At 69.8% G+C, this 23,068-nt stretch carries 21 protein-coding genes; 10 read left to right on the top strand and 11 right to left on the bottom strand.

Annotated elements, in window-relative coordinates; translation table 11 throughout:
* Positions 1-91: 91 nt before the first annotated feature.
* Both V1634_RS32445 and V1634_RS32440 read right to left on the bottom strand, forming a co-directional pair.
* Positions 92-1,024, bottom strand: a complete 933-nt coding sequence (locus tag V1634_RS32445) for a DMT family transporter (protein WP_331210600.1) — start codon at positions 1,022-1,024, stop codon at positions 92-94.
* A 94-nt stretch (positions 1,025-1,118) separates the two neighbouring features.
* Complete coding sequence (locus tag V1634_RS32440) at positions 1,119-2,108, bottom strand: EamA family transporter (protein WP_331210599.1); 990 nt, start codon at positions 2,106-2,108, stop codon at positions 1,119-1,121.
* Between the two features lie 79 nt (positions 2,109-2,187).
* Here V1634_RS32440 and V1634_RS32435 point away from each other — a divergent pair, with 79 nt between their 5' ends.
* On the top strand, positions 2,188-3,057 hold the full coding sequence (locus V1634_RS32435) for a LysR family transcriptional regulator (protein WP_331210598.1): 870 nt from the start codon (positions 2,188-2,190) through the stop codon (positions 3,055-3,057).
* Between the two features lie 241 nt (positions 3,058-3,298).
* Here the strand turns inward: V1634_RS32435 and V1634_RS32430 are convergent, their stop codons facing one another.
* Positions 3,299-3,793, bottom strand: coding sequence for a DinB family protein (locus V1634_RS32430; protein WP_331210597.1), 495 nt, complete (start codon positions 3,791-3,793; stop codon positions 3,299-3,301).
* Between the two features lie 180 nt (positions 3,794-3,973).
* Entirely contained in the window at positions 3,974-4,633 is a 660-nt protein-coding gene (locus tag V1634_RS32425; RefSeq protein WP_331210596.1) for a GOLPH3/VPS74 family protein, read from the bottom strand.
* A gap of 444 nt (positions 4,634-5,077) precedes the next feature.
* On the opposite strand from V1634_RS32425, the gene V1634_RS32420 reads away from it, so the two are divergent.
* Positions 5,078-5,425, top strand: a complete 348-nt coding sequence (locus V1634_RS32420) for a VOC family protein (RefSeq protein WP_331210595.1) — start codon at positions 5,078-5,080, stop codon at positions 5,423-5,425.
* 223 nt (positions 5,426-5,648) lie between these two features.
* Here V1634_RS32420 and V1634_RS32415 read toward each other — a convergent pair whose 3' ends face one another.
* Complete coding sequence (locus tag V1634_RS32415; RefSeq protein WP_331210594.1) at positions 5,649-7,025, bottom strand: CoA transferase; 1,377 nt, start codon at positions 7,023-7,025, stop codon at positions 5,649-5,651.
* Between the two features lie 311 nt (positions 7,026-7,336).
* Between V1634_RS32415 and V1634_RS32410 the strand changes: the two genes are divergently transcribed.
* From V1634_RS32410 to V1634_RS32380, 7 genes are all read left to right on the top strand, one after another.
* The gene (locus V1634_RS32410) at positions 7,337-7,939 is read left to right on the top strand and encodes a hypothetical protein (RefSeq protein ID WP_331210593.1); all 603 of its coding nucleotides are present in this window, start codon (positions 7,337-7,339) and stop codon (positions 7,937-7,939) included.
* A gap of 346 nt (positions 7,940-8,285) precedes the next feature.
* On the top strand, positions 8,286-9,578 hold the full coding sequence (locus V1634_RS32405) for a serpin family protein (RefSeq protein ID WP_331210592.1): 1,293 nt from the start codon (positions 8,286-8,288) through the stop codon (positions 9,576-9,578).
* A gap of 383 nt (positions 9,579-9,961) precedes the next feature.
* Positions 9,962-10,210 carry a zinc-ribbon domain-containing protein gene (locus V1634_RS32400; RefSeq protein WP_331210591.1) on the top strand — a complete coding sequence of 83 codons (249 nt, stop codon included), beginning with the start codon at positions 9,962-9,964 and terminating at the stop codon, positions 10,208-10,210.
* 344 nt (positions 10,211-10,554) lie between these two features.
* Positions 10,555-11,523: an SLAC1 family transporter gene (locus V1634_RS32395; protein WP_331210590.1), complete on the top strand. Its 969-nt coding sequence runs from the start codon at positions 10,555-10,557 to the stop codon at positions 11,521-11,523.
* Positions 11,524-11,881: 358 nt separating this feature from the next.
* Positions 11,882-12,301 carry a peptidase inhibitor family I36 protein gene (locus V1634_RS32390; protein ID WP_331210589.1) on the top strand — a complete coding sequence of 140 codons (420 nt, stop codon included), beginning with the start codon at positions 11,882-11,884 and terminating at the stop codon, positions 12,299-12,301.
* 256 nt (positions 12,302-12,557) lie between these two features.
* Complete coding sequence (locus V1634_RS32385) at positions 12,558-14,462, top strand: Hsp70 family protein (protein WP_331210588.1); 1,905 nt, start codon at positions 12,558-12,560, stop codon at positions 14,460-14,462.
* Between the two features lie 394 nt (positions 14,463-14,856).
* Complete coding sequence (locus tag V1634_RS32380) at positions 14,857-16,218, top strand: FAD-dependent oxidoreductase (RefSeq protein WP_331210587.1); 1,362 nt, start codon at positions 14,857-14,859, stop codon at positions 16,216-16,218.
* Between the two features lie 154 nt (positions 16,219-16,372).
* On the opposite strand, the gene V1634_RS32375 is transcribed toward V1634_RS32380, so the two are convergent.
* The 6 genes from V1634_RS32375 to V1634_RS32350 all read right to left on the bottom strand — a co-directional run bounded on the left by V1634_RS32375 (position 16,373) and on the right by V1634_RS32350 (position 22,755).
* Positions 16,373-16,951, bottom strand: coding sequence for a GTP-binding protein (locus V1634_RS32375; protein ID WP_407951858.1), 579 nt, complete (start codon positions 16,949-16,951; stop codon positions 16,373-16,375).
* A complete protein-coding gene (locus tag V1634_RS32370; protein WP_331210585.1) occupies positions 16,948-17,310 on the bottom strand; it encodes a DUF742 domain-containing protein in 363 nt (120 codons plus the stop codon). Before V1634_RS32370 ends, V1634_RS32375 begins: the two co-directional genes overlap by 4 nt.
* Positions 17,303-17,734: a roadblock/LC7 domain-containing protein gene (locus V1634_RS32365; protein WP_331210584.1), complete on the bottom strand. Its 432-nt coding sequence runs from the start codon at positions 17,732-17,734 to the stop codon at positions 17,303-17,305. The genes V1634_RS32370 and V1634_RS32365 overlap by 8 nt, the downstream gene beginning before the upstream one ends.
* A complete protein-coding gene (locus V1634_RS32360) occupies positions 17,731-20,034 on the bottom strand; it encodes a sensor histidine kinase (protein ID WP_331210583.1) in 2,304 nt (767 codons plus the stop codon). Before V1634_RS32360 ends, V1634_RS32365 begins: the two co-directional genes overlap by 4 nt.
* 522 nt (positions 20,035-20,556) lie before the next feature.
* Complete coding sequence (locus V1634_RS32355; RefSeq protein ID WP_331210582.1) at positions 20,557-21,270, bottom strand: hypothetical protein; 714 nt, start codon at positions 21,268-21,270, stop codon at positions 20,557-20,559.
* Between the two features lie 171 nt (positions 21,271-21,441).
* Complete coding sequence (locus V1634_RS32350) at positions 21,442-22,755, bottom strand: glycosyltransferase (protein ID WP_331210581.1); 1,314 nt, start codon at positions 22,753-22,755, stop codon at positions 21,442-21,444.
* Here V1634_RS32350 and V1634_RS32345 point away from each other — a divergent pair.
* Positions 22,739-23,068: TetR/AcrR family transcriptional regulator (locus tag V1634_RS32345; protein WP_331211457.1), on the top strand; the 330-nt coding region annotated here is incomplete at its 3' end. The genes V1634_RS32350 and V1634_RS32345 overlap by 17 nt on opposite strands.

Genomic DNA, 23,068 nt, shown 5'->3' with positions numbered 1-23,068 from the left:
TGTCGACGGGTCTGGTGCTCCTGCCTGAAGCCGAGGCCGTCGGGCCGGCCGCCGGCGTCGTCGGCACACCCCGGTCCGGTGACGGCTGCGCTCACCCGCGCCGTGCTGGCCGGCGTCGGGGTTGACCTGTCTGCTCAGGTGACGGGGTGCGGGGCCGGATGCGGTTCTCCGCGTAGGCCACGCTGACCAGGACCACCAGGCCGCCGACGATGAGGTTCCAGGTGACCGCCTCGCCGAGCAGCACGGCGCCGATCAGCACGGCGAACACCGGAACCAGGTAGTTGACCGCGGACGCGGCGGTGGCCCCGGCATCGCCGATGAGCCGGAAGTACAGTACGTAGGCCAGCCCGGTGCTGAACAGGCCGAGGAACAGGACGCTGCCCGCGACCCGACCGGTGATCTCCGGGGTCTGCCAGGCCAGGAACGGGGTGGCCAGGCCCTGCAATACGGCGGCGGCGAGCAACTGTGCCGTGGCCAGCGACAGCGGTGCGAGGCCACGTGGGGACAGGAACCTGCGGACGTAGACGAAGCCGATCGCGTAGCTCACCGCGGCGCCCAGGCAGGCCAGCCGCCCGCTGAGCGTGCCGAGTTCGGAGTGCCACGGTCCGACCAGGAGCACGACACCGACGAACCCGCCGACCAGGCCGACGACCTTGCGCGCGGTGGCGCGTTCGCTGGGCAGTGCGGCCGAAGCCAGGGCCAGGGTCAGCAGCGGAGTGCTGCCGACCAGAACGCCCGCGATACCCGCGCCGGTGCCCTGCTCGCCGTAGGACAACAACAGGAACGGGATGACGTTGCCGAACAGGGCCGCACCCGCGAGGTGTCCCCAGACGCCCATGCCACCCCGGGGGAGGGCGACCTTACGGACGGCGGCGATGGCCAGCAGCACGAGGGCGCCGAGGATGAGCCGGCTGAGTACGACCTGCGCCGGGGTGAGCCCCTCCAGGGACACCTTGATGAAGGTGAAACTGGCGCCCCAGAGCAGCGCGAGCAGTACGAACCGGGCCAGGGTTGCGTTGGTCATTCTTCCTCCTGGTGCGAACCCGGCCGACGACGACGGGGCGGGGTGTGTGGCGGGTCAGGCATGCCGGGCGGGCCGATAGCTCAATTCCTGAACGTCAAGGGTGTAGGCAGCGCTCATCATGCCCTTCTCGGCTGCGGATGGTCGGGTCTGCGGACCCGGCCGGGGAGGCATGGTGCGACCCGCCGCCGTCCGCCGTCGCCGATCGAGTATCCGCGCTGCCCGATCCGCTGCCTCCGGCCGACACCTGCCCTGCTGCCAGCGCGGTGAGTGCCAGGCCGAAGCCGAGCGCCTGGATCGGGCCGAAGCTCTGGTCGAGGATTACGGCGCCGAGGGCGGCGGCGACGAGCGGCGAGATCAATCCGAGTAGCGCGACCGCGGCCACGGGCAGCGTGGCGATGCCGCGGAACCACACGACGTACGCCGCGAGCCCGCCGACCAGTCCGAGCCATACGTAGCCGCCCAGCCCGGGAAGGTCGATGGCGGGAGGGCGACCTTCGAACACCACGGTCAGGGGGAGCAGGACCAGCCCACCGGCGGCCAACTGCCAGCCGGCGAAGACGACCGGGCTCACCTCGTCGGTACGCCAGTGCTTGGTGAGCGTCACACCGAGGGCCATCGACAACGCGCCCGCGAGTCCGGCGAGGAGGCCGACCGGGTCGAGACCCGCCTGCGGGCCGAGGACGACGAGACCGACTCCAGCAGCTCCGGCGATGCCCCAGCCGATGCGCCACCAGGACGGCGGCTCCCGCAGGATGCCGACCGCCAGGCCTGCCACGACCAGCGGCTGGGTCGCGCCGAGCGTGGCCGCGACACCGCCGGGCAGCCGCTCGGCCGAGACGAAGAGCAGGGGGAAGAAGAACCCGATGTTGAGGGCGCCGAGCAGCAGCGATCGCCACCACCACACGCCACGGGGTAGCACGCGGAGCACCGTCAGCACGACGAGTCCGGCCGGCAGCGATCGGACCAGGCCGGCGAAGAGCGGATGCCCGGCGGGCAGGAGTTCGGTCGTCACGACGTAGGTCGTGCCCCACACCGCCGGCGCGAGAGCCGTGACGAGTGTCCGTGCGCCGGTGGAGGTTGCCATGGCCATCAGCCTGCGGTGTGCGCAGTCATGAGTCCAACGCATTGTTGTCATGCGTTCGATCGTGAATAACGATTGCCGGGTGAACCTTCAGCAACTCAGGTACGTCGTCGCGGTGGCCGAGCTCGGCAACTTCACCCGGGCCGCCGAGCGGTGCTTCGTCGTACAGTCGGCGTTGAGTCACCAGATCGCGAAGCTGGAGCAGGAGTTGGGTGCCCGGCTCTTCCACCGCACCAGCAGGTCGGTGGCGTTGACGCCGGCCGGCGCGGCCCTGCTGCCGGCCGCCCGCGAGTGCCTCGCGGCGGCGGAGCGCGCGCAGGCGGAGGTCTTCGCGGCGACCGGCGAGATCCGCGGCCGGCTCGCTGTCGGCATGATCCCGACGGCGGCGGCCGTCGACGTGCCGGCCGCGCTGCGGATCTTCCATCAGGAGTACCCGCAGGTGCGGATCAGCCTGCTGACAGCCGGCAGCGACGACCTGGCCGACCGGGTCCGGGCCGGTGCGCTCGACATCGCGTTCGTGGGCCTGGCCGAGGACGTCGAGATCCCGGACCTCAACAGCCGGCAGCTCGCCCGCGACCCGCTGGCCGCGTTGCTGGCTCCGGACCATCGGCTCGCCGGCCGCAAACGCATCCGGCTGGAGGCGATCTGCGCCGAGGAGTTCGTCGACTTCCCCGCCGAGACCACCGGACGCGTCCAGGCCGACCGGGCGTTCGCCGCAGCCGGTCTGGAACGTACCGTCGCCTTCGAGATCACCGACCCGCACATCATGGCGCGGCTCGTGGCCGAAGGTCTCGGCGTCGCCCTCCTCGCCTCCACCTATGCGGTGCGGCTGCCCGGTGTCACCGTGGTACCCGTCGTGAACACGTCGTACCGCCTGGAGCACCTGGTCTGGAGCCGACTGGGACCGACCCCGGCGGCAAACGCGTTCATCGCCCGGCTGGCGGGGCACTAGCCTCCTCGCCCCGTCTCGGCCGACTTCTGCCTAGCGTCCACAGCTACCTGATGTGTTCCGGCTGCTCGTACCGGAACACCGTGAGCTGATGCTCGGCATCGAAGCCGAGCTGCGCAACTCGTCCCGAGCGACCTACCGCGGGTACTGCGGCTGGACGACTGGCACCACACCGCCCTGCGCCTCCGAGCGATCGACGAGGCTGCGTAGCACTGCGTGGGGTACGACTCCGAGCCTCGATCTGCTACCGGCCGGTGGCACCGTCGACAAGCTCTCGCAGGATGTCGGCGTGACCGGCATGCCGGACGGTCTCGCTCGTCATGTGGGCGAGCACCCAGCGAAGCGTACGAGGCGCGTCATCGACCGGCTGCGCGGTGAGGACGTCGGGGCCAGCGGCTGCGCTGATGTGGGCGTCGCTGTCGGCGATCGCGGTCCGGTAACCGGCGATGATCTGATCCGGGGACCGGTCCGGCTGGACCACCATGTCGAGGTCGACGTCGGCGTAGCGCCGGTCGCCGGCGAACGTGTAGCCGAACCAGTACCGTTCGGCATCGGTCAGGTGCTGGACCAGGCCCAGCAGCGTGGTGTCCGAGACGACCAAGCGGCGCCGCAGCTGCTCCTCGTTCAAGCCGGCGACCTTCTTCAACACGCATGATCGAGCGAAGGACAAGAAGGCGAGGGTGGTGTCGAGTTCGCCACCGTCGTTGCGTGGCACGGCTTCGCGTTGGGATTCGATCATGCCCCGACCTTACGTTCCTGTCATCCGGGAGAGGCAGGCGGGAATGTAATCCGAGCGTACCGGCCAGACGCCCGCCCATCGGCAGTTCGGGAAGCCGGCCTGCACTGCGGGCCGCCCACGAAGCGTGACAGCGCCGGCTGGCGGCGGCGCGCGCGGACGGAGGCTGGCGCGGAAGACGCGTCAGCCTGCCGCGCCGGCGGCGGCTGCCGCCGCTGCTGAGGCTGTCCGGGCGTCGTCGATGATCCTTTGGACCGCGTTTGCCGCCCACACCGATCGTCGGAACTCGGCGAAGCGGTTGCGCACCTGCATGGTCGGTAGATCCGACAGGAGGTGCCGTTCCCAGTCCAGTGCACTGACCAGGCCGCACAGTGCGGCCGTCCGCGCATCAACGCGATCCGAACGCGTCGCGGCAGAGCGTATCTGTTGGCGGGCCTCGGTCTTGGCTGGTGGTTCCGAGCCGTCCTGGGTGGGGTATCGGGTACGGGGAACCACCTTCAGCACCTTGTCGGTCTCGGGCCGGAGTGTGCCTGCGTCGATGAGTTGGCTCAGCACGGCCGCGCGTACGTCCTTGGTGAACCGGATGATCCAGTCTCTGGGCTCGCGGGCCCTGCGGTCGCGCTGCAGGTGGTGCAGCGCGAAGTCCGTCAGCCGTACATCGGTCGGCTCCGGGTTGGTGACGACGACGTACTTACCCACAACGTCGATGCGCCCCGCCAGGGCCAGATCCATGAGCAGCGCGCCGGCCAGGCCGTAGTCGAGGTTCGCGTCGGTGCCTCTGGCCACGCCGTCGTTGTCGTAGGCAAGCAAAGCGATCAGCTCGGCAAGTGACACGTCGGCCATGACTGAACCGTAGCCAGGGCCGTCAACAACCCGCGCACTGAGCTGTCCCCTTGTCGTGGTCGTCAGGTTCCGGCTCGGCATCCGAATCCGGGCGCTGGCGACCAGGTGCTTGAGCCGGCGGCCGTCGACCGCCCGGTCTATGACCCTGGCTACCGCTGACGGTAGCGGGACGAGGACGACCCTTGCCGCCCCTGCCGGGAACCCGCAGGACGCGATGGCCGTGTTCCTCGCCGATGTCGGCGATGTCGGCGCCGCAGGCTTCGAAGATCCGCAGGCCGAGGAGGCCGAGCGTGGTGACCAGCGCGAAGTCGTTCGGGCTGTCGGACAGATTCGGATGCCGCGGCACGCCATCGGTCGAGTGCCTCCGCAGCTTTCGTCCAGGCGCGCCTGGTTAGCGATGTCAACTACCCGTACCAGCCACCACTTCGGGTGCCAGAATCCGGCATGACGATTCGCCGTGCCGTGCCCGATATCACCACCACCGACCCGGTCGCGAGCAGCGACTTCTACCAGCTCTTGGGCTTCCGGGTGGGGATGAATCTGGGCTGGGTGGTCAACCTGGTCTCACCCGCCAACCCCACCGCCCAGGTCATCCTCATCACCAAAGACGCGGCGGCCCCCGTGAACCCGGACCTCAGCGTGGAGGTTGATGACGTCGACGCCGCCTACGAGGCGGTACGCGCTACGGGTGCGGAGATCGTGCATCCGATCACCGACGAGCAGTGGGGCGTCCGGCGCTTTTTCGTCCGCGACCCAGACGGCAAGGTGGTAAACGTCGTCGGTCACCGCTGACCGGCAAAGGGCCAGCAGCTACGCCCCGACAAGCGTCCTCGAGTCTGACGGGCCGGCGACTCGTGCGAATCGTGATGCAATGCAGCGTGCGGTTCGGCACTCTCGTCGGCACGTCCGGGCGTCCTCGTTCCTGAACTCGACGCTGTTACTGCAGTTTACGGTTCACGGTCGTCGCCGGAGCTACGGCGTAGCTCGAGCCCTCTCGCCGGGTGGCCGCGGGAGTTCAGCTCCAACCGGGCGGCGCTTGAGCGTAGGCGGGTGGTAGGTGAGGCCAGCTCAGCGGGCGGCCGTCGAGTCGACCTGGTGGGCTGATCGCGCTCCACCCGTTTCCGAGTGCTGTCCGGTAACTGTCGGCTTGGCGCTTCGGGTCCTCGCCCCCGCTCTGCCTGACTGGTCTACTGCCTTGGTCAAGCAGCCATCGTGCTGTCCTGGCGAGGGATACAGAGACGTGGGTGGCCTCGCCGCTGCGGGTGCGTCGACCCAGTGCCGCCAGTGCACCAGCAGCGATGAGATAGCCGGTGGCGTGGTCGAGTAACTGACAGGGCAGCGCGCCGGGTTGGATCCCGTCCGTGCTTGTAGCCCAGCCGATGCCGGTGGCGATCTGCACCAGGCTGTCGAACCCGCGCCGTGTGCCCCAAGTTCCGTCCGTTTCCCAAGCCGAGAGGGTGACGACGATGGTGCCGGGGTGCTGGTCCGCTACTTGGTCAGGGTCCAGACCGTGACGGCGCAGCGCTCCGGGCCGGTAGCCGGTCACGAGAACGTCGGCTTGATCGACGAGGCGATGCAGAGCTTGACGACCGTTCTTGGTGCTGGCATCCAGGGTTGTGCTTGCCTTACCGATCACTCCGTCGACGGCATGCAGCGCCAACTCCGGGCGATGCGGATCGTCGACTCGTAGCACGTCGGCACCGAGCGCGCCCAGCATCCGGGTACCAACGGGGCCGGCGATGACTCGTGTCAAATCGAGCACCTTCACCCCCGACGCCGGAAGCGGGCCCAGTTCGGCTAGCGGCAGCGAGCCACGGCTGAGCGGCACCATGCCCACGAGCGGCGATGTTCCCACCGCGCTGCATCCGCTGTCGGCTTCCCACTGGGCCTGCCTGCGAGCCGCCACGGCTAGCCCTCCTGCGGCGTACACGACGCGCTCGACCTCCAACGCCGGGCGCGCGGCTATGGCGTCGGCCAACAACGCCTGAACTTCGGTGTCTCGACCGTCGGGAACGCCGAGGGACGCCAGCAGAGCCGTCCGATGCCACGGATAGTTCGCGTGGGTGCGCACCCAACCGTCCGCAGCCCGCCACAAGCGAGACAGTGGAGCGAAGCCGTCGATGCCTCGCCCGTCTGCGTCACGAAGCCAGACCTCGCTGCGCATCGCCGCCGCCACATGCGCCGTGTCGAGCGCAATGTCGGGCCGCCGACCGGTGCGCGCAGAAGCCAGATCAGCGGCAGCGGCGAGACTGGTGGCCACGGACACGATTGCGCACTCGGCGACTGCGAGCGGTGACGTCAGCACCGCCGGCTGCGGATCTCCGGTCAGCCGGAGCCCGGCGATATCCAGCAACCCCAGGTCTGCCAGTACGCCGTCCAACAGAGTCGCCATGCAGACATCCTTTCCGACCCCTGCTGGCCCGGATTGACCTACTGGGGGTGCCGTTGCTCACCCGCCGGGCGGGAGCAAGAGGAAACGCCGGAAGGGCCGTAGAGGAACGTCACAGAAAGTGATTGGTCCGATTGGATTCCAGGTCCTGTACCGCAGAGGAGGGCCATGATCATCGTCATGACCCGACGTCTGGCACGCTATCGCCAGACCGGCCGATTACGATCGGCCAGCAGCAGCATCGGCTGACCAGGTTATTCAACCGGCACTGACACGTGTCCGATCAGGTTGCATCGTTCGGCTGCAATGGTCGGGTGACCGCCACCGCCACGTTGCGCCCCCGTCCGGCCGATCTGGGCCAGGTGGCCGAGCCGATGATTCTCGCGTTCAGCGTTCCGGTTGCGATTGTGGTCGCCCTCACCGTCGGGTTTCCGGCCGCCGTGGGGGTGCTGACGATCATATGGCCGCCTGCCTTGGCCGGATGGATCTATGCCGCGGTGCGCCGGTGCAACCTCCGGCTCGAGTTCGACGACCATTGCCTGGTGCACGTGAACGTATGGCGGCGGCGTACCGTGATCCCGCGGACGGAGATCAGGGCGGTCCATGTCCTCTCGTTCGACGGTCCGGCCGGGGTGCCCGCCTGGGTTGTCATCGTCATGGGGCGGGACGGTGCGGTCGCACTGTCTCTGTGGGAACCGCGATGGGATGTCGACCGTACGACCAGGTTCTTCGGAGGGCTGGTCCGGGTGTTCGGGCTGCCCCTGGAGACCACCCTCGACGGCGTCCGCGCGACGATCCCGGGCTTGCCCGTGCCGTTCCGCGTGGCCCACCCGTTCCTCGCCGTGCTCGCGGGGTGGGCGGCCTTCACGGGCTACGCGGCTGTGGTGCTGGGCCTCGTTGTCGCCGTGGCTACGTAACGCTTCACCGCGTGGAGCCGCGCCACGGAGCAGGCACACCTGCTCCGGCCGGTACCGATGCTCGCCGATTGGGCATGCTTCCCGGTGGCGAGGTCAAGGAAGCGCGAGCGTACCCGTTGTGGCAGTCAACGCGCACGGACAGCGGCACTTGCGGACGAGCTATCGGCGCAGGTCATGATCGAATGCTTCGGGTGACGGCCGAGTGGTGCCCTCCGAGCCGGGACGGTGTCCGCGCGCCGAACCGACCGCTGAGACAGTCGCGGAGGGCGTCGGGAATCGTTCAACTTCGATGAATTTGGGGCCGGGTGCCTGGCGCGTCTGGGCGAGCCTGCTCTACCGTCGCTGCATGGTCTCGCGTCGATCGGTCCTGCGGGCGGTGCCGCTGGCGGCGGCTGCCCTCACCACCGCCCCAGGCCATCCCCGTTGGCTCGGCGGGTCGTCCACGTCGTCGGACCCGGCGCGCGTACCTCCTGACCCGGCTACGGCGGAGGCCGCCGCGACCGCGGTACGGGGCTTCACGGCCGACCTCTACCGCACCCTGGCGTCGACCCGTGCAGGCGGCAACGTGGTGTGCGCGCCGTACTCGGTGGGGCTCGCGCTCGCGATGACCAGGGCGGGCGCCGGCTCGACCACGGCGGACGAGATGGATGCCGTGCTCCACGCACCGCATCCGCGACCCGGCGCGCTCCACAGCGGGTTCAACACCGTTGACCAGATGCTCGCCGGCCGATACCAGGACGGCGACGGAACCAGGAAGCCTCGGCTGACCACGGCCAACGCCGTGTGGACACGGTCCGATCTGGGCCTGCGAGCAGGATTCCGGGACACCCTGGCCGGCTACTACGGTGCCGCGCCGCACCCGGTCGACTTCCGTGGCGCCCCGGAGGCGGCCCGTCAGGAGATCAACACCTGGGTGTCGGACCGGACCAACGCGAAGATCCCGGAGCTGTTGCAGTCCGGCACCGTGAGCCCCGACACCAGCTTGATCCTCACCAACACGACCTACCTCATGGCGGCCTGGCGGTACCCGTTCAAGGCGACCGCCACGGCCGTGGAGCCGTTCACCCGGGATGACGGCAGCGTCGTCGACGTCCCGATGATGCGCGGGCCGTTCGACAGGATGGGCTACCTGGAGGGGGACGGGTGGCGTGCGGTCGACGTGCCTTACGCGGGCGACGCGCTGGCCATGGCCATCGTCATGCCGACCCGGGACGATCTCGCTGCGGTCGAGGCGAATCTAGACGTGACGTGGCTGGGCGCGTTGTTGACCGGGTTCCGGTTCGTCGATGTCCAACTGCGCCTGCCCCGGTGGACGTTCCGCCTGCCGGCCGAGCTGGGTGCCACGCTGAGCAGCCTCGGCATGCCCACGGCGTTCACGTCGCAGGCCGACTTCACCGCCATGAGCACCGAGCCGGCCCTGTACATCGACGACGTGGTACACGAGACGTTCATCGCGGTGGACGAGAAGGGTACCGAGGCCGCAGCCGCGTCGGCCGTCATCATCCCGCCGCCGTCGGTCCCGCACGGGCCGCAGTTCTTCGTCAACCGGCCATTCCTATATGTCATCCACGACCAGCTCACTGGCGTACCGTTGTTCCTCGGCCGGGTCCACGACCCGCTGATCACCGACCCAGCCTGACCGGACCGGGACAAGCCGAGATCTTCGGTTGATCGCACTGTGAGCCGGGAAAGGATCGTAGGATTGCGTGGTGAGGGGATCGCGACAGATCCCTGCCCCTGACCTCGGTCATCGGTCCCATCTTCCAGTGCCTGGACCCAAGAACTCCTAACTCTTCCGCCAGGTGCACCCACGAATCGCGGACCGAGAACGAACAGGATCCCGCACAGCAGCCCGTCAGAGACACTCTCGGACAGAACGAACCTCACGTCCACCGGATACGCCCAACATCATCCGAGCGACCCGGATCACGATCCGGGGCTGAGCCGGCTGTCATCGGGGTATCAGGGTGGAAGAGTTCGGCGACCCACACCGGACGCGATCCAGGCGAACAGGGGTACCGCATGTTTCTGATCTTCGGTCTGCGTACCAAGTCGGAGCGGCTGGGGCTGGTCCCGACGGCCTGCCGGGTCTGCGGGCAGTCCGGCAGCATGCTGCTGGTGCGTGAGACAACCCGGTTCAGCCTCTTCTTCGTACCGCTGTTCCGGGTCCGGACGAAGCACGTGCTCTACTGCACCAACCCGCTCTGCGGCGCGCGTACCGACATCGGAGCGGGCGAGGCGCGCCGGCTGCTTGCCGCAGCGCCGCGCTGACCGGCTACGCGGCGGCCCACCCCGGCCGGCCAGAGCCAGGACGAGGGCCGCGACAGTCCGCGCGGGGCGAGGGACCGGCGACACGTTCCGCACGGGGGGCGGGCGAGGCGATGGGCTTCTTCGCGTTTGACGCGTCGGAAGGTGAGGGCCAACTCGATTCCCGCACCATCACCGGTGCCCGGACTCGTCGCTCGACGCCGGAGCGGAGATCGGCCTGACCGGCTCGCCGCGAATCCGCCTGATTCGCCTCGGCGATTGACCGTTTCGGCCACGCGACGGATCGTCTCTGGGCAGGATGTAACCGGATCAACCGAGGGGGACCGCCCCGTCACGGGAGGTGTCAGGTGGTCGCCGTCCGGATTCCGCCGAGCCTCTTCGGCATCCCCTTCGGCCTCGCCGGCCTGGGCAACACCTGGATGGTGGCCGGACGCGGCGGCGACGTACCGACCTGGATCGGCAACGGCCTGCTGGCGCTCGCCGCGCTGACCTGGCTCGCCGTGGTGGCGGCGTACGCCGGCTACGCGCTGCCCCGGCCGAGTACCCTCGTCGGCGACTCGGTGGATCCGGTCACCGGCCCGTTCGTCTCGCTCGCCGTCATCACGCCCATGTTGCTCGTCGCGCAGGGCGTCGCCCCGCACAACCTGCACGTCGGGCGGATCCTCGTCGACGTGTTCCTGGTCCTCACGCTCCTCTTCGGCGGATGGATAACAGGGCAGTGGATCTACGGCAGGATCGACATCGACCAGATCCACCCCGGCTACTTCCTGCCCACCGTGGCCGGCGGGTTCATCGCCTCGGCCGCCGCCTCCGCGGTCGGGCAGCGCACCCTGGCGGAGATCATGCTCGGGCTCGGCCTCGTCTGCTGGCTGGTCCTCGGCTCGCTGATCCTGAGCCGCCTCTTCGTGCGGCCGCCGCTGCCGACGCCGCTCATACCGACCCTCGCGATCGAGGTGGCCCCCTCCGCCGTGGCCGGGATCGCGCTCTTCGCCCTCAACGGCGGCCGGCTCGACGTCTGGGTGACGCTGGTCTCCGGGTACGGGCTGCTGCTGGTCCTCGCCCAGATCCGTCTGCTTCCGCTCTACCTGCGGCTGCGCTTCGCCCCCAGCTTCTGGGCATTCACGTTCTCCTGGTCGGCGGTGGCGACGGCCGCCCTGCATTGGGTCGCCGAGGGGGAACCCCCGGGTCACCGCGTCTACACGTACCTCGTACTGGCGGCCATCTCGGCCCTGATCGGCGGAATCGCCGTACGGTCGATCGTGGCCGCGGCGCGCGGACGCTTCCTGCCGCCGCCGGCCCCACCGGCGACGCCCTGAGGCGGACCTCATCACCACCCGATCCGGCCGGCCATCCGATTACTCCGGCGCCCGGCTCGCCGAGCCGCCCGGGTGAGAGTACGCAGAGCCGGTTCGAACAACTGCCGTACGAATCCGAACGGATGTCCCGTTCGAGTTCGCCGCAGTGTGCCGAGGACACCCTGATCTGCTGCCGCCGAGCCATGAGCAGAGGCGGCGCCTGTTGCTGGGGCGAGACCACAAGCCAACCGGCAGAAATCTGACAGATGACTCTTGGCGAGCCTGCCGGAAATGATCGGAGGTACCCCGAGAGTAGGAAGCGCAGCGGTTCAAGACACCGTGACATCTCATGCACGATCCATCCAGAAAGGACCACACCATGGTCACGCCCAGAAAGCTCATTGTTCATGCGCTGCTCGCCACCGTCGGGGCGGCAATGTTCCTGGCGGCCGGCTCGACAACCGCCTCGGCGGCTACCGCGCGGAACGGGGTCTGCGAGAGTGGGGAGTTCTGCTACTACTGGGGCTTCAACCGTACGGGCTCACTGTCCGACTTCACGGCCTCGGAAAACAACTACGGAACGACGCAGCCGACCTGCTTCGAATTCAAGTCAGCGGGCACCGGGCGGTACCAGTGCATCAAGAACAACGCGGCGTCGGCCTGGAATCGCAGCAGCGTGACGGTCCGCGTCCACTACAACAGCGACTACGGTGGCCCCTACGACGCCTTCGCACCGGGCGCGGGTCGCAACCTCAACAGCACCCTCCTGCTCGACAACGCCTCGCACAAGTTCCTCTGACCCCTCGTCGGCGAGTCACGGCGGCGGCGAGGATCCCGTCTGCCAGGTAGCCGGGAGGGGACACCCCTCCCGGCTCTCGCGACTCGGGGTGGCAGTTCCCATCACCCGGTCGTCGCCAGCGCTCAACGGACCTTCCGCTTCCGACCCAGTGGGCTACTTCCGGGTCGGGGCCGGTAGGGCCCTGCTCCGACCGCCGGTACCGGGGTGCGCCGGCGACGGACCCTGAAGCTCGACGACCATTGATACGGTCCGTTCCGTGCTCACCACGCCAGCCCTCCTCGGCGTCGACTTCGGCACCTCGCACACCGTCGCCGCAGTACGCATGCCGAGCGGCCGGACCGAGTCGCTGTTGTTCGACGCGTCGCCGCTGCTGCCCTCCGCGGTGTTCGCGCCGGCAACTGGTCAACTGCTGGTGGGGCACGACGCACTCCGCAGTTCCCGGCTCGATCCCGGCCGCTGCGAACCCAATCCGAAGCGCCACATGACCGACGGGACGCTGCTGCTCGGCGATGTCGAGACATCGGTGGAAGAGGCGGTACGGGCGGTACTGTCCCGGGTGGCCCAGACCGCGCGGCGCGCGCTCGGCACCACACCCACCCCGGTGGTGCTGACCCATCCGGCCAGTTGGGGCGCCCAGCGGCGCGCGGTACTGGCGCGGGCTGCGGCCGGCGCTGGGCTGGGCGCGGTCCGGCTGATGGCCGAGCCGGTCGCGGCCGCGTTCTACTTCACCGAGGTGCTCGGCCACCGGGTGGAGCCGGGCGGGACGCTCGTGGTGTACGACCTCGGGGGCGGCACCTTCGACATCAGCGCGGTCCGGCGGCGGTCCGACGGCGGCTGGGAGGTACGCGCTACCGCGGGGTTGGACGACGTGGGTGGAGTGGACATCGACGCCGCGATCGTCGACTGGACGGTGAGCCACGCCGGTGCCGACGCCACCGGGGCGCGGGTCGGCCTCGTCGAAGGGCGTCACCGGCAGCAGGCGCAGCAGGAGGCGCGGGCGGCCAAGGAACAGCTCAGCCGCTTCGTCACGGCGCCGATCGTCCTGCCCGGGCTGGACCGCGAGGTCCATCTCACCCGTACGGAGTTCGACGAGCTGGCCCGGCCGTTACTGGAGCGGACGGCAGTGCTGACCACGTCGACGCTGTTCGCCGGCGGGGTCACCGCCGACCGGCTGGCCGGGGTCTTCCTGGTCGGTGGGTCCAGCCGGATCCCGCTGGTCGCCACCATGCTGCACCGGGCGCTCGGCGTGGCGCCGACGGTCATCGACCAGCCGGAGCTGGTCGTCGCCCACGGCACTCTGCACGCACCGCCGTCCGGCGGACAGGTCCCGGCCGACCCGGCACCACCGGTCCGGGCCCGCCCGACACAGGCCGTCACACCACCGCCAACACCGGCACCCACACCAGCGGCACCCACACCCCCGGCACCCCCGGCACCCACACCAGCGGCACCCACACCCCCGGCACCCCCGGCACCCACACCGACATCGACAGCGGCACCGACGCCGACGAGTGCGGCCGGTCCGCTCGCGCAACGGCCGATCCCGGGCGAGCCGGCCGCGTCACCGCGTCCGGCAGCCGCCGCCTTCGCCGTCGCGGTGCTGCTCGGCGCGGTGGTCGGCGCGGCGATGACCGCCTACCCGGTGCTGGCCGGATACGACGGTCCGATGCCGTACTGGACGGACCGGTACGCCTGGCAGCTCATACCCGTTGCGGGCCTGCTGGCCGGGACCTGGGCTCGCCGCCGTGGAGTCGCGTTCGCGGCGCAGGCGGTCTCCGGTGTCGTCGCCGGGCTCGTCGGGCTCCTGGTGGTACAGGCCGGCCGGAACATCTTCCGCCTGCCGTGGGGCATTCCGGTCGAGTTCTACTACTGGGACCACCATCCTGACGTCTGGTTCCTGACCCTGGTCGGCGGTTGCCTCGTCGCCGGGCTCATTCTCGAAGTGGCCCTCGCCGCGACCGCGCGGCTCGGCAACCGTGGCCTGGCCGTCGCCGCCGTCTCCGCTGCCGGGATGCTGCCGAACCTGCTACTGCTCTGGATCTTCGACTGGGAGTACCGACCGGAGTCCTCCCGGCTGGTGGTCGACACGCTGTTCGCGTACCCCTTCGTGCTGTTGCTGGCCTGGCCCGCCGCGGCGCTCGCCGGGCGTCCGGCCCGGTAGGACTGCCGGTAGGACGGCACCGGGTCGGGGGCTCCGGAGAGCCGGCCGCGCATCGGTGCGGCCCGGGCGAACCGGCGGTGCCATCGCATCCGGCCTGACCGATGGTGTCACTCCCGCCCGGGACTCGTGCAATTTAGACCGGGCCTGGGTCATCGGCATTGTGGTCGCCACCACAATCGCAAGGTCGCGGTTGGAGTGTGCAGCGAGAAATGACGGCGCGGCGGCTCTGCCGTTATCAACCCGCCAAGGACGCACCCTTTACGGAGGCCACCCGGGGTGGTACTGAGGGCTCGCCTCGGCTCGGCGGAATCAGCGGTAGTGGCTATCGAGCGCATGCCGCTGACTCTCCGGTCGATCTTTCGAGCCGACCTATTGTCTGGAATGATCTCCGACCATGGACGCCAAGGGTAACGGGCATGCTGTCGTCATCGGTGCGAGCATTGCCGGTCTGTTGGCCGCGCGCGCTCTGAGCGAAGCCTACGACCGGGTGACCGTCCTGGACCGCGATGACCTGCCGGATCAGCCGACGCCTCGCCGGGGCGTACCTCAGAGCCGCCAACTGCACGTCCTGCTCACCCGGGGGGCGCAGATCCTCGAGGAGTTCTTCCCCGGAGTCACGGACGACCTGGTCGCGGCTGGAGCCCTTCGCCTCGATCCCCAGGTGGAAACCACGTACTATCTCGACGGCCGGGCCATCGCATCGGCACCGTCCGGCTTCTCCGTGCTCGGCGTGACCCGACCGCTGGTGGAGTACCACGTGCGGCAACGCGTGGAGCGGCTCCCGAACGTGGTGGTGCGGCCCGGCGTCGAGGCGGTGGGACTGCTCACCGGCCCGGACGGCGCGGCGGTGACCGGGGTACGGACCACCGGTAGCGACACTCCCGAGCCCGCCGACCTCGTCGTGGACGCCGCAGGCCGTGGGTCACGGGCGCTGGCCTGGCTGCGTGAGGTGGGAGTCGCGGAGCCGGACAGCTCCCGGGTCGATGTCGATGTCGTGTACGTGACGAGAAGTTACCGCTGGGAGCCGGGTCATCTCGACGGACGGCACGGTCTGCTCATCGTCCCGATGCCCGGCACCCCCCGTGGCGGCGCCGCCGTGCACGTGGAGGGCGACCGTTGGGTGGTGGCCCTCTTCGGACTGGCCGGCGACACCCCACCGGTGGACGACGAAGGCATGCTGGCGTTCGCGGAGTCGCTGCCGGTCCCTGATCTGGCCGACCTGCTACGCGAGGCGAAGCCGCTCGACGACCCGGTCAAGATGCGGTACCCGGCGAGCGAACGTTGGCACTTCGAGAAGGCGCGTCGCCGCCCCGACGGCTTCGTCGTGGTGGGTGACGCGCTGTGCAGCTTCAACCCGACCTACGGACAGGGGATGTCCGTCGCGGCGATGGAGGCGCTGATCCTCCGCGACCTGACCCGAGCCGGTACCGCCGGACTGCCGGGTCGGTTCTACCGGGCGGCGGCGAAGGCCATCGACGCGGCGTGGGCGCTCTCGGTCGGCGGTGATCTGAGGTTCCCCGAGATCGCCGGGCACCGCAGCGCAGTCGATCGGATGCTGGCCCGCTATCTGGACCGGTACCGGCTGGCCGCCACCGTAGATCCCACGCTCGCCAGGACGTTCCTCGGAGTCGCGCAGATGTTGGCGCCCGCCACCGCGATGGTGGCACCGGGACACCTCGTCAGGGTGTTCCGGGGAACCCGTCGGGCCCGAGCACGGCGGGCGGTCCAGGCTCCTACCCGTCGCCGCGCCGGGTAGGAGCCCGGACCTGACCGTCGGCGGTGCCGGCCACCCTGTCCGTGCGGTAGCGGTCGGTCCTCCGGCCGCACGTGGCGGCGTGCGGCCGGAGGCGGTGTGGCCCGGCCACACTCGAGGTTCTCGGTGTGGCCGGGCCGCGGTCGGCGTTTTCGGCTCAGCCGCCGCCGACCGGCAGGAGCGTCATGGCATGCCGGACGAGCTGGATCAGGGCCTGCTTGCTGGACTCGCGATCCCTCGCGTCGCACCACAGCAGCGGGACGGTCGGCGGGAGTTTCAACGCCGCGCGGATCTCCCGCTCCGTGTAGAGACACTCCCCGAAGAAGCGGTTGACGGCGGCGACGAAGGGAATCTGCCGTCGCTCGAAGTAGTCGATGGCGGGGAAGCTGCTGTTGAGCCTCCTGGTGTCCACCAGCACGATGGCGCCGATCGCACCCTGCGCCAACTCGTCCCACATGAACCAGAACCGGTCCTGTCCAGGCGTGCCGAACAGGTAGAGCACGACTTCGGACGCGATGGTGATGCGCCCGAAGTCCAGCGCGACCGTGGTACGCGTCTTGTTGTCCACGCCGGTGACGTCGTCGACACCGGCGCCGGCCTGGGTCAGAACCTCCTCTGTGGTCAACGGCGCGATCTCGCTGACCGAACCGACGAAGGTGGTTTTGCCGACGCCGAACCCACCGGCCACGACGAGCTTGACCGATCTACGATCCACGTTGCCCAGTCCCTTTTTCATAGTCGTTCGAGGCCGGCGAGTACCGCTTCCAGCAGTCGCATGTCGGTGACCCTCTGCTGCGCCGGAGAGCCGATCTTAAGGAGCCGCTGCTCCACCAGCACGTCGACCATCACCTTGACGATGGTGAGCGGCCGGTGCAGGTGGGCGCCGATCTCGGCCACCGACATCCAGTCCGTGCACTGGTTGATGATGTCCTGCAACTCCGGATCCAACCGGGTGTTGACCGGCACCGCGATGACCTGGGTCGCCAGGTCCAGGTCGCTGTTGCGGGGACGTGTCCGTCCGCGCACCAGGACGTAGAGCGGAACAAGCCCGCTCTCTTCGGCCTCGTCGTCGCCGCCGGTCCAGGACTCAGCCATGGCCTGTGCCTGGGCCACCGGTTGGTCGCATCGGGGCGGGTCGCGTCTCGGTGCTGAGATGCTCGCCGATGCGCGTCACCAGGCGGCCCATCTCGTAGGCGACCGTGCCCATGTCGACGGCCTGGTCGCAGAGTACGGCCAGCCGGGCGTTCTGCCCGGCGGCGGCGACGAACAACGTCTGATTGTCGTATTCGACGATGACCTGCTGTACGTACCCACTGTCGAAGCGTCGGCCCATGCCCGCGGCGACGCTGTACAGCGACGAGGCGCCGGCAGCCAGCAGCTCCGCGCCGTCCTGCGGCAGCGACGCCGATCGCTGGATCGTCAGCCCGTCGGTCGACAGCACCAGGGCGTCGATGACGTTGGGGACCTTCAACAGGTCGTCCAACATCCAGGTCAGGTCCTGTGAGGTCGAGTTGGTCACGCTTTCCTGCCTTGATCGTCATTGGGCTTCTGGATCCCCGCGGCCCGGCCGGCGGCCCACCCTCGTTGGTAGCCGGCGAGCCGGTCCCGAGCCTGCTCGGCCGGGCGCGCGGGCCCGGCCGCCCTCGGTGCGGCGGCGGAGGTGGGGTCGGCGCGCAGTCCGGGCGCGATGTGCTGTTGTGGATCCCGCTGCGGCAGCGGCGGCCGGCTGGCCGCCTGTGGGCCCGGCGAGCCGCCACCGACCCCGCTGGGCACGGGCGGTGCGCCCGGTCCGGCACCGGAACCCGACCGGGCGGTACCGTTCGGCGACGCCGCGACCGGGGCGGGCGCGGGGGACGCGGCGGGACGCGGCTCGCGCCGGGTCACCTTCTCCGGCTTCGGGGCCGCCGGGCCGGCCGTGGCCGGTGACTGGGCGGTCGGCTCGGGACGGTCGGCGGCGTCACCGACGGCGATGACCCGCTTCGGCAGGAGTACGACCGCCAGCAGCCCTCCGTACGCCGAGGGGCGCAGGGTCACCTGGATGCCGTGCCGCTTGGCCAGCTCCGTGACCACGTGCAGACCGATCTGCGCGCCGTCCTTGAGGGCCGTCACGTCCGGTGTGGGTGCGGTCCTGAGCAGCTCGTTGGCCCGGTCCAGGGCGTCGGAGCGCATCCCGACCCCGGAGTCCTCGACCTCCACGGCGAGGCCGTTCGCGACCTCGTTGGCGGTCACCCAGACGGTGGTGCCGGGCGGGCTGAACGCGAGCGCGTTGTCCAGGAGTTCGGAGAGCAGGTGGATGGTGCCGGCGACCGCCTGACCGACGATCGCCACGTCGGGCGCTCCGCGCAGGGTGATGCGCTGGTAGTGCTGTGCCTCCGCGAACGCCGCCAGCAGCACCCGACGGACCGGTACCGGACTCTGGAAGCGTCGGCCGATCTGGCCACCGGCCAGGATGAGGAGGTTTTCCAGGAACCGCCGGGCCTGCGTCAGCTGGTGGTTGATGTCGAACAGCTCACTCAACAGCTTCTCGTCGCCGACCCGGTGCTGAACTCCCTCGATGACCTTCAGGCCCCGTTGCAGCGGCCGCTGCGGACGGCGCGCGACCCCCATCAGCATCGCGGTACTGGCGGCCCGGGTCGTCGCCTCGTCGATCGCCGCAGCCGCCGCGGCCCGCAACGACCTGTTGATGACCTCGGCCAGTTGGCCGATCTCGTCGCTGCCGTAGTCCCGGAACGACAGCTCGGCCTCGGGATCGACCTTTTCGTGCCGGCGCAGCCGCTCCATCATCGCCGGCAGCCGCTGGTCCACCATTGTCGCGGCGTCGTCGCCCAGGTTCGCCAGCCGTACCGGCAGCTCACGCGACTTCCGCCACGCCCAGAGGATCGCGGCGCCCGCGATGGACGCCGCGACCAGGCTCGCCAGCGACGCCATCAGCAACTGGTTGTTGCCGGTGCGCAGGGCCTCTGCGGAGACCTCGTCGGCCTGCTGGACGGTCATCTCGATCAGCCGCTCCGAGACCTGCCCGGTCAGCGCCTCCCAGCGCGACCTGGTGGCGGCGAGGCTGCGGGGGACGCCGTCCTGCCACGCACCGCCCGTGATGATCGCTTGCTCTGCGGCCACCAGATCCCGCCACACGTCGCTGCCCGTGAGCTGCTCAAGGCGCTCACCCGGGCCCGGCCGCAGGTGCGGGGTGACGGTGGTCAGGCCGGCGTGGTACGAGCCGACCAGGCTGACGAACTCCAGATAGTCCTGCTGGCCGAGGGCCCGCGCGCCGAACGCGCCATCCATCCTCGATGCCGCCCGGGACATCAGGTCGCTGGCCCGGAACGCATCGGTGGCCGTGATGCCGCCCTGCGTCGCGGTCACGTCCGGGACGACCCGGGCCTGGGTGTCGAAGAGGGTGGTCGCGGCATCGAGCAGGTTGTTGTAGAAGCTGAAGGCCCGCTGCCCGTCGATCGAACGGGAGTCCACTGTGCTGCGTACGCTCGGCAGCTGGTCGAGGAACTCGGTCAGCGCCTGCCACCGCGTCACGATAGAGTCGGGGGCGTTGCCGAGCGCTTCAGTCGCCACGGCGCGCAGCTCGGAGAGCCGATCGTCGGTCAGTTTCCGCTGGTCGACGAGGGGTTGCAGATCACCGGACCGCTGTGCCAGGTGGGTGATGCTCAGCCGCCGCTCCTGCATGATCGAGGTCAACGCGGAAACTGCCGGGATCGACACGCTCCGAACCGAGTCGGCGACCGCTCTGGTATAGAAGCCCTGGAAGACGAGGTACCCGGACGCCACGAGCCAGAGGACCACGACGACGATGCTGGGGGCGAGCACCAGTCGAATGACGTGCCGCCTGATGGACTTCTGCCCGCCACGGCGTCGAGCCGACGTCGTTGACTGACCACGGGTCTCCGGCCCACCCGCACGGTCGGCCTGTGAATGCGTCAACTTTCATCCAATCATGGCTCAATGGGACCAGCAGGGCGAACGTTACGACCAACGCCGATGCGGGCGCAACCCTGCCTAACGCCTACGAAGGACGGTTGCCCACAGCCGCCCGGACGGACGTGCAAGAGGCTGCGTCAGACCGTCGGCACGTCTCGGCTGGACGGCGCTACGGCTGGACGACCGGACGGCCGGGGCTTCTGCCGGGTACTCCCGGACCGGTGCCGGCGCGACGTGTCGGCGGCCACCATCGGTTCGGTGCCCGGCGACGCTCCAAAGCGGACGGCGGCGTCGGTTTCGCGCCTGCGGGCGGTATCGGAATCGCCCGCCGTGCCGGCCGTTCAGGCGAGGCGCGTCAGTCCGTTTCGGACCCGGACCGCGAGACCGGCCGCAGGGCCACGGGATGCACGGTCACTGCCGGTCCGTGGATCCCGGCGGCAGCGCGGCAGGCGCCTGCGACGGCGCGACGGCCCGGTGTTGCTGCGGCGGCCCCTGCACCTGTGGGCGGCCCGCCATCGGCGGTTGACATCCCGGCGGGAACGGCTGACCGAACATCACGGCCGAGATGAGCACGGTCAGCCAGGGCACCCACGGACCGCGCAGCATCAGCGGCGGTGCGCCCTCGAACTGCATGACCAGCGCCCAGCTGCGCAGATCGGGGTGGATGGAGACCAGCGAGCCCAGGTGGAGGGAGTTCCACTTGTTGTCGATCATCACGAGGAGCCGTTGGTCGGTGACCACCGCCGGCGCCCTGCCCATGAAGCGCCACTGCGGCCTCGCCTGTTCCTCCGCACGTCGCCGCTTCCGCGCGTCGCTGGCGGCACCGACCGCCATTCCCGCCGCGACGAACAGCAGGCCGCCGTGGAATCCGTAACCGCCGGTGGTGTACTCGACGTCCATTCCGTGGAATATGCTGACGTCGACCGTGAGCGCGGCGAACTGTGACTCGCCCGGCCGGGTCATGATGGTCGGCCTGATCGGTCGTGGACGATTGCCTCTGTTCACCATTTCGACCAATGCATTCATCGCGGCCCAGCCGCGTTGGGCCTCGAACGCCTCAGCCTGCGCCCGTTCGCTCGCCGACATCAGAACCTCCGCAGTAGCAGTGCGGAGGAATCGTCGCATCGGCTTGCATGATCAATCCATGGCGTTCGGCCGGTCGCGGAAAGGACCAACCGATCGGCCGGTACGCCGCACCGATCATTGCCGCAGCTGTCCCAGTTCGGTCACGCGAGGGTGGGTTCCGGGTGATTCGATTCCGAACTGGAATCTGGTTCCGGCCCGGGCGCCGGGCATTCATCGTTGTCCCGGGAGGCTGCTCCGCCGGCTTTCCTCGATCACGTCGTCGACGATCTCGGCGAGTCGGTGCACCCCCCGAGTGCTGGCCATCCGGTCGGCGATCCGCCGCGCGGCGTCTCGGTACCGGTGGTCGTCGAGCACGGCGCGGACGGCACGGCGGATGGCGGACGGTGTCGGGGTCTCGGTCCTGAGACGGCGGCCGACACCGGCCCAGGCGACCCGGGCGATGACCTCGGGCTTGTCCTCGTGGCTGCCGGCGGCGACGATCGGCACCCCGTAGCGCAGGGCGTACTGCACACCGCCGTATCCGCCATTCGTCACGTAGACGTCGGTCCTCGGCAGGAGATCGTCGTAGGGCAGGAACTCGGCCGCCCGGGCGTTCGCGGGCAGCGGCGGCAGCGAATCGACCGGGCGTCCACCGGTCGCCACGGCAATCAGCACGTTCTCGTCGGCGAGACCGTCGAGCGCCGGCCCGATGAGTTGTCCGTAGTCGCTGTTCGCGATCGTGCCCTGGGTGAGGTGGACGACGGGGCGCGCGCCGTCCAGCTCCGGCCACCAGGGCGGAAGCGGCGCCCGCGACCCGGAGGCGGAGATCGGTCCGGTGAAGTGCAGGGTGGCGGGGGCGTCGGACCGGGGGTACTCGAACTCGGGCACGGTGAACTGCACGATCGCCTCGGCGTGGCGCGGCCAGTCGAGCACCGGGAACGGGATCGAACGCCCGTGCAACCGCTGGAAGATCTGCTCGGCGATCCGTTCGAACGGCGGGAACACGACCCTGCGGGTCACGGTGGCCAGGGTGGCGTCGCGGAGTCGGCCCAGCGGGCCGCGCAGCGGGGTGAGCCCGGTGCCGAACGGCGCGGTGTCACGGCTGGAGATCATCAGTGGACAGATGCCGCACATCACGACCGGCGGCCGTACGCCGAGGGGGTGGCCGAGCAGGAACGCCCCGCCCACGAAGGCCGGGTCGGCCAGCACCGCGTCGGCTGGCTCGGCGGCGTGCGCCGCCATCACGGCGTCGTGCTGGGGCAACCCGGGGCGTACGAAGATGTGCTCGATGTCGTGGGCGAGCGCCTTGGTGCCCCGCAGGGCGGCGCGCTCGGGAAAGGTTTCGTTCCAGTCCTGCCGGTCGTCGAAGTCGGCCTCGGCCGGCAGTGGCAGGTGGGTGGCGCCGGTGGCCTGGACGGTCTCGGCGAATCTGGCTCCGGTGATGAACCGGACCCGGTCTCCCCGCCCGGCGAAGTGCCGCGCGACCGCGAGCAGCGGTGTGACGTGCCCGTGGATGGGCATCGTGGCGATGATGATCGACGCCATGGCGGCACCCCGCTCTGGGCTCCAGGGTGGAGGATACTATTGGGAACCATGGAGCAGTATTCATCTTCATGGCGTGGTAGTCAATATGACGGCTGCTGACGGCCGTACCCGTACCTACCGGTCGGAGCTACGGGATCGGCAGGCGGCGGAGACTAGGCGGCGCGTCGTCGAGGCCGCCATCGAGGTGTTCGGTCAGCACGGCTACCAGGCCGCCACCTTCGCGCAGATCGCGAGGCGGGCCGGCGTCTCCGTCGAGACGGTGCGCAGGCACGGTCCGAAGGCGGCGATCATGTGGGCCGCGGTCGAGGTCGCG

The organism is Plantactinospora veratri (assembly GCF_036421995.1).
In the GTDB taxonomy this organism is placed as follows: Bacteria; Actinomycetota; Actinomycetes; order Mycobacteriales; family Micromonosporaceae; genus Plantactinospora; species Plantactinospora veratri.
The sequence above is the reverse complement of the archived record's forward strand: the minus strand, read 5'-3'. Positions and strand labels throughout refer to the sequence as shown.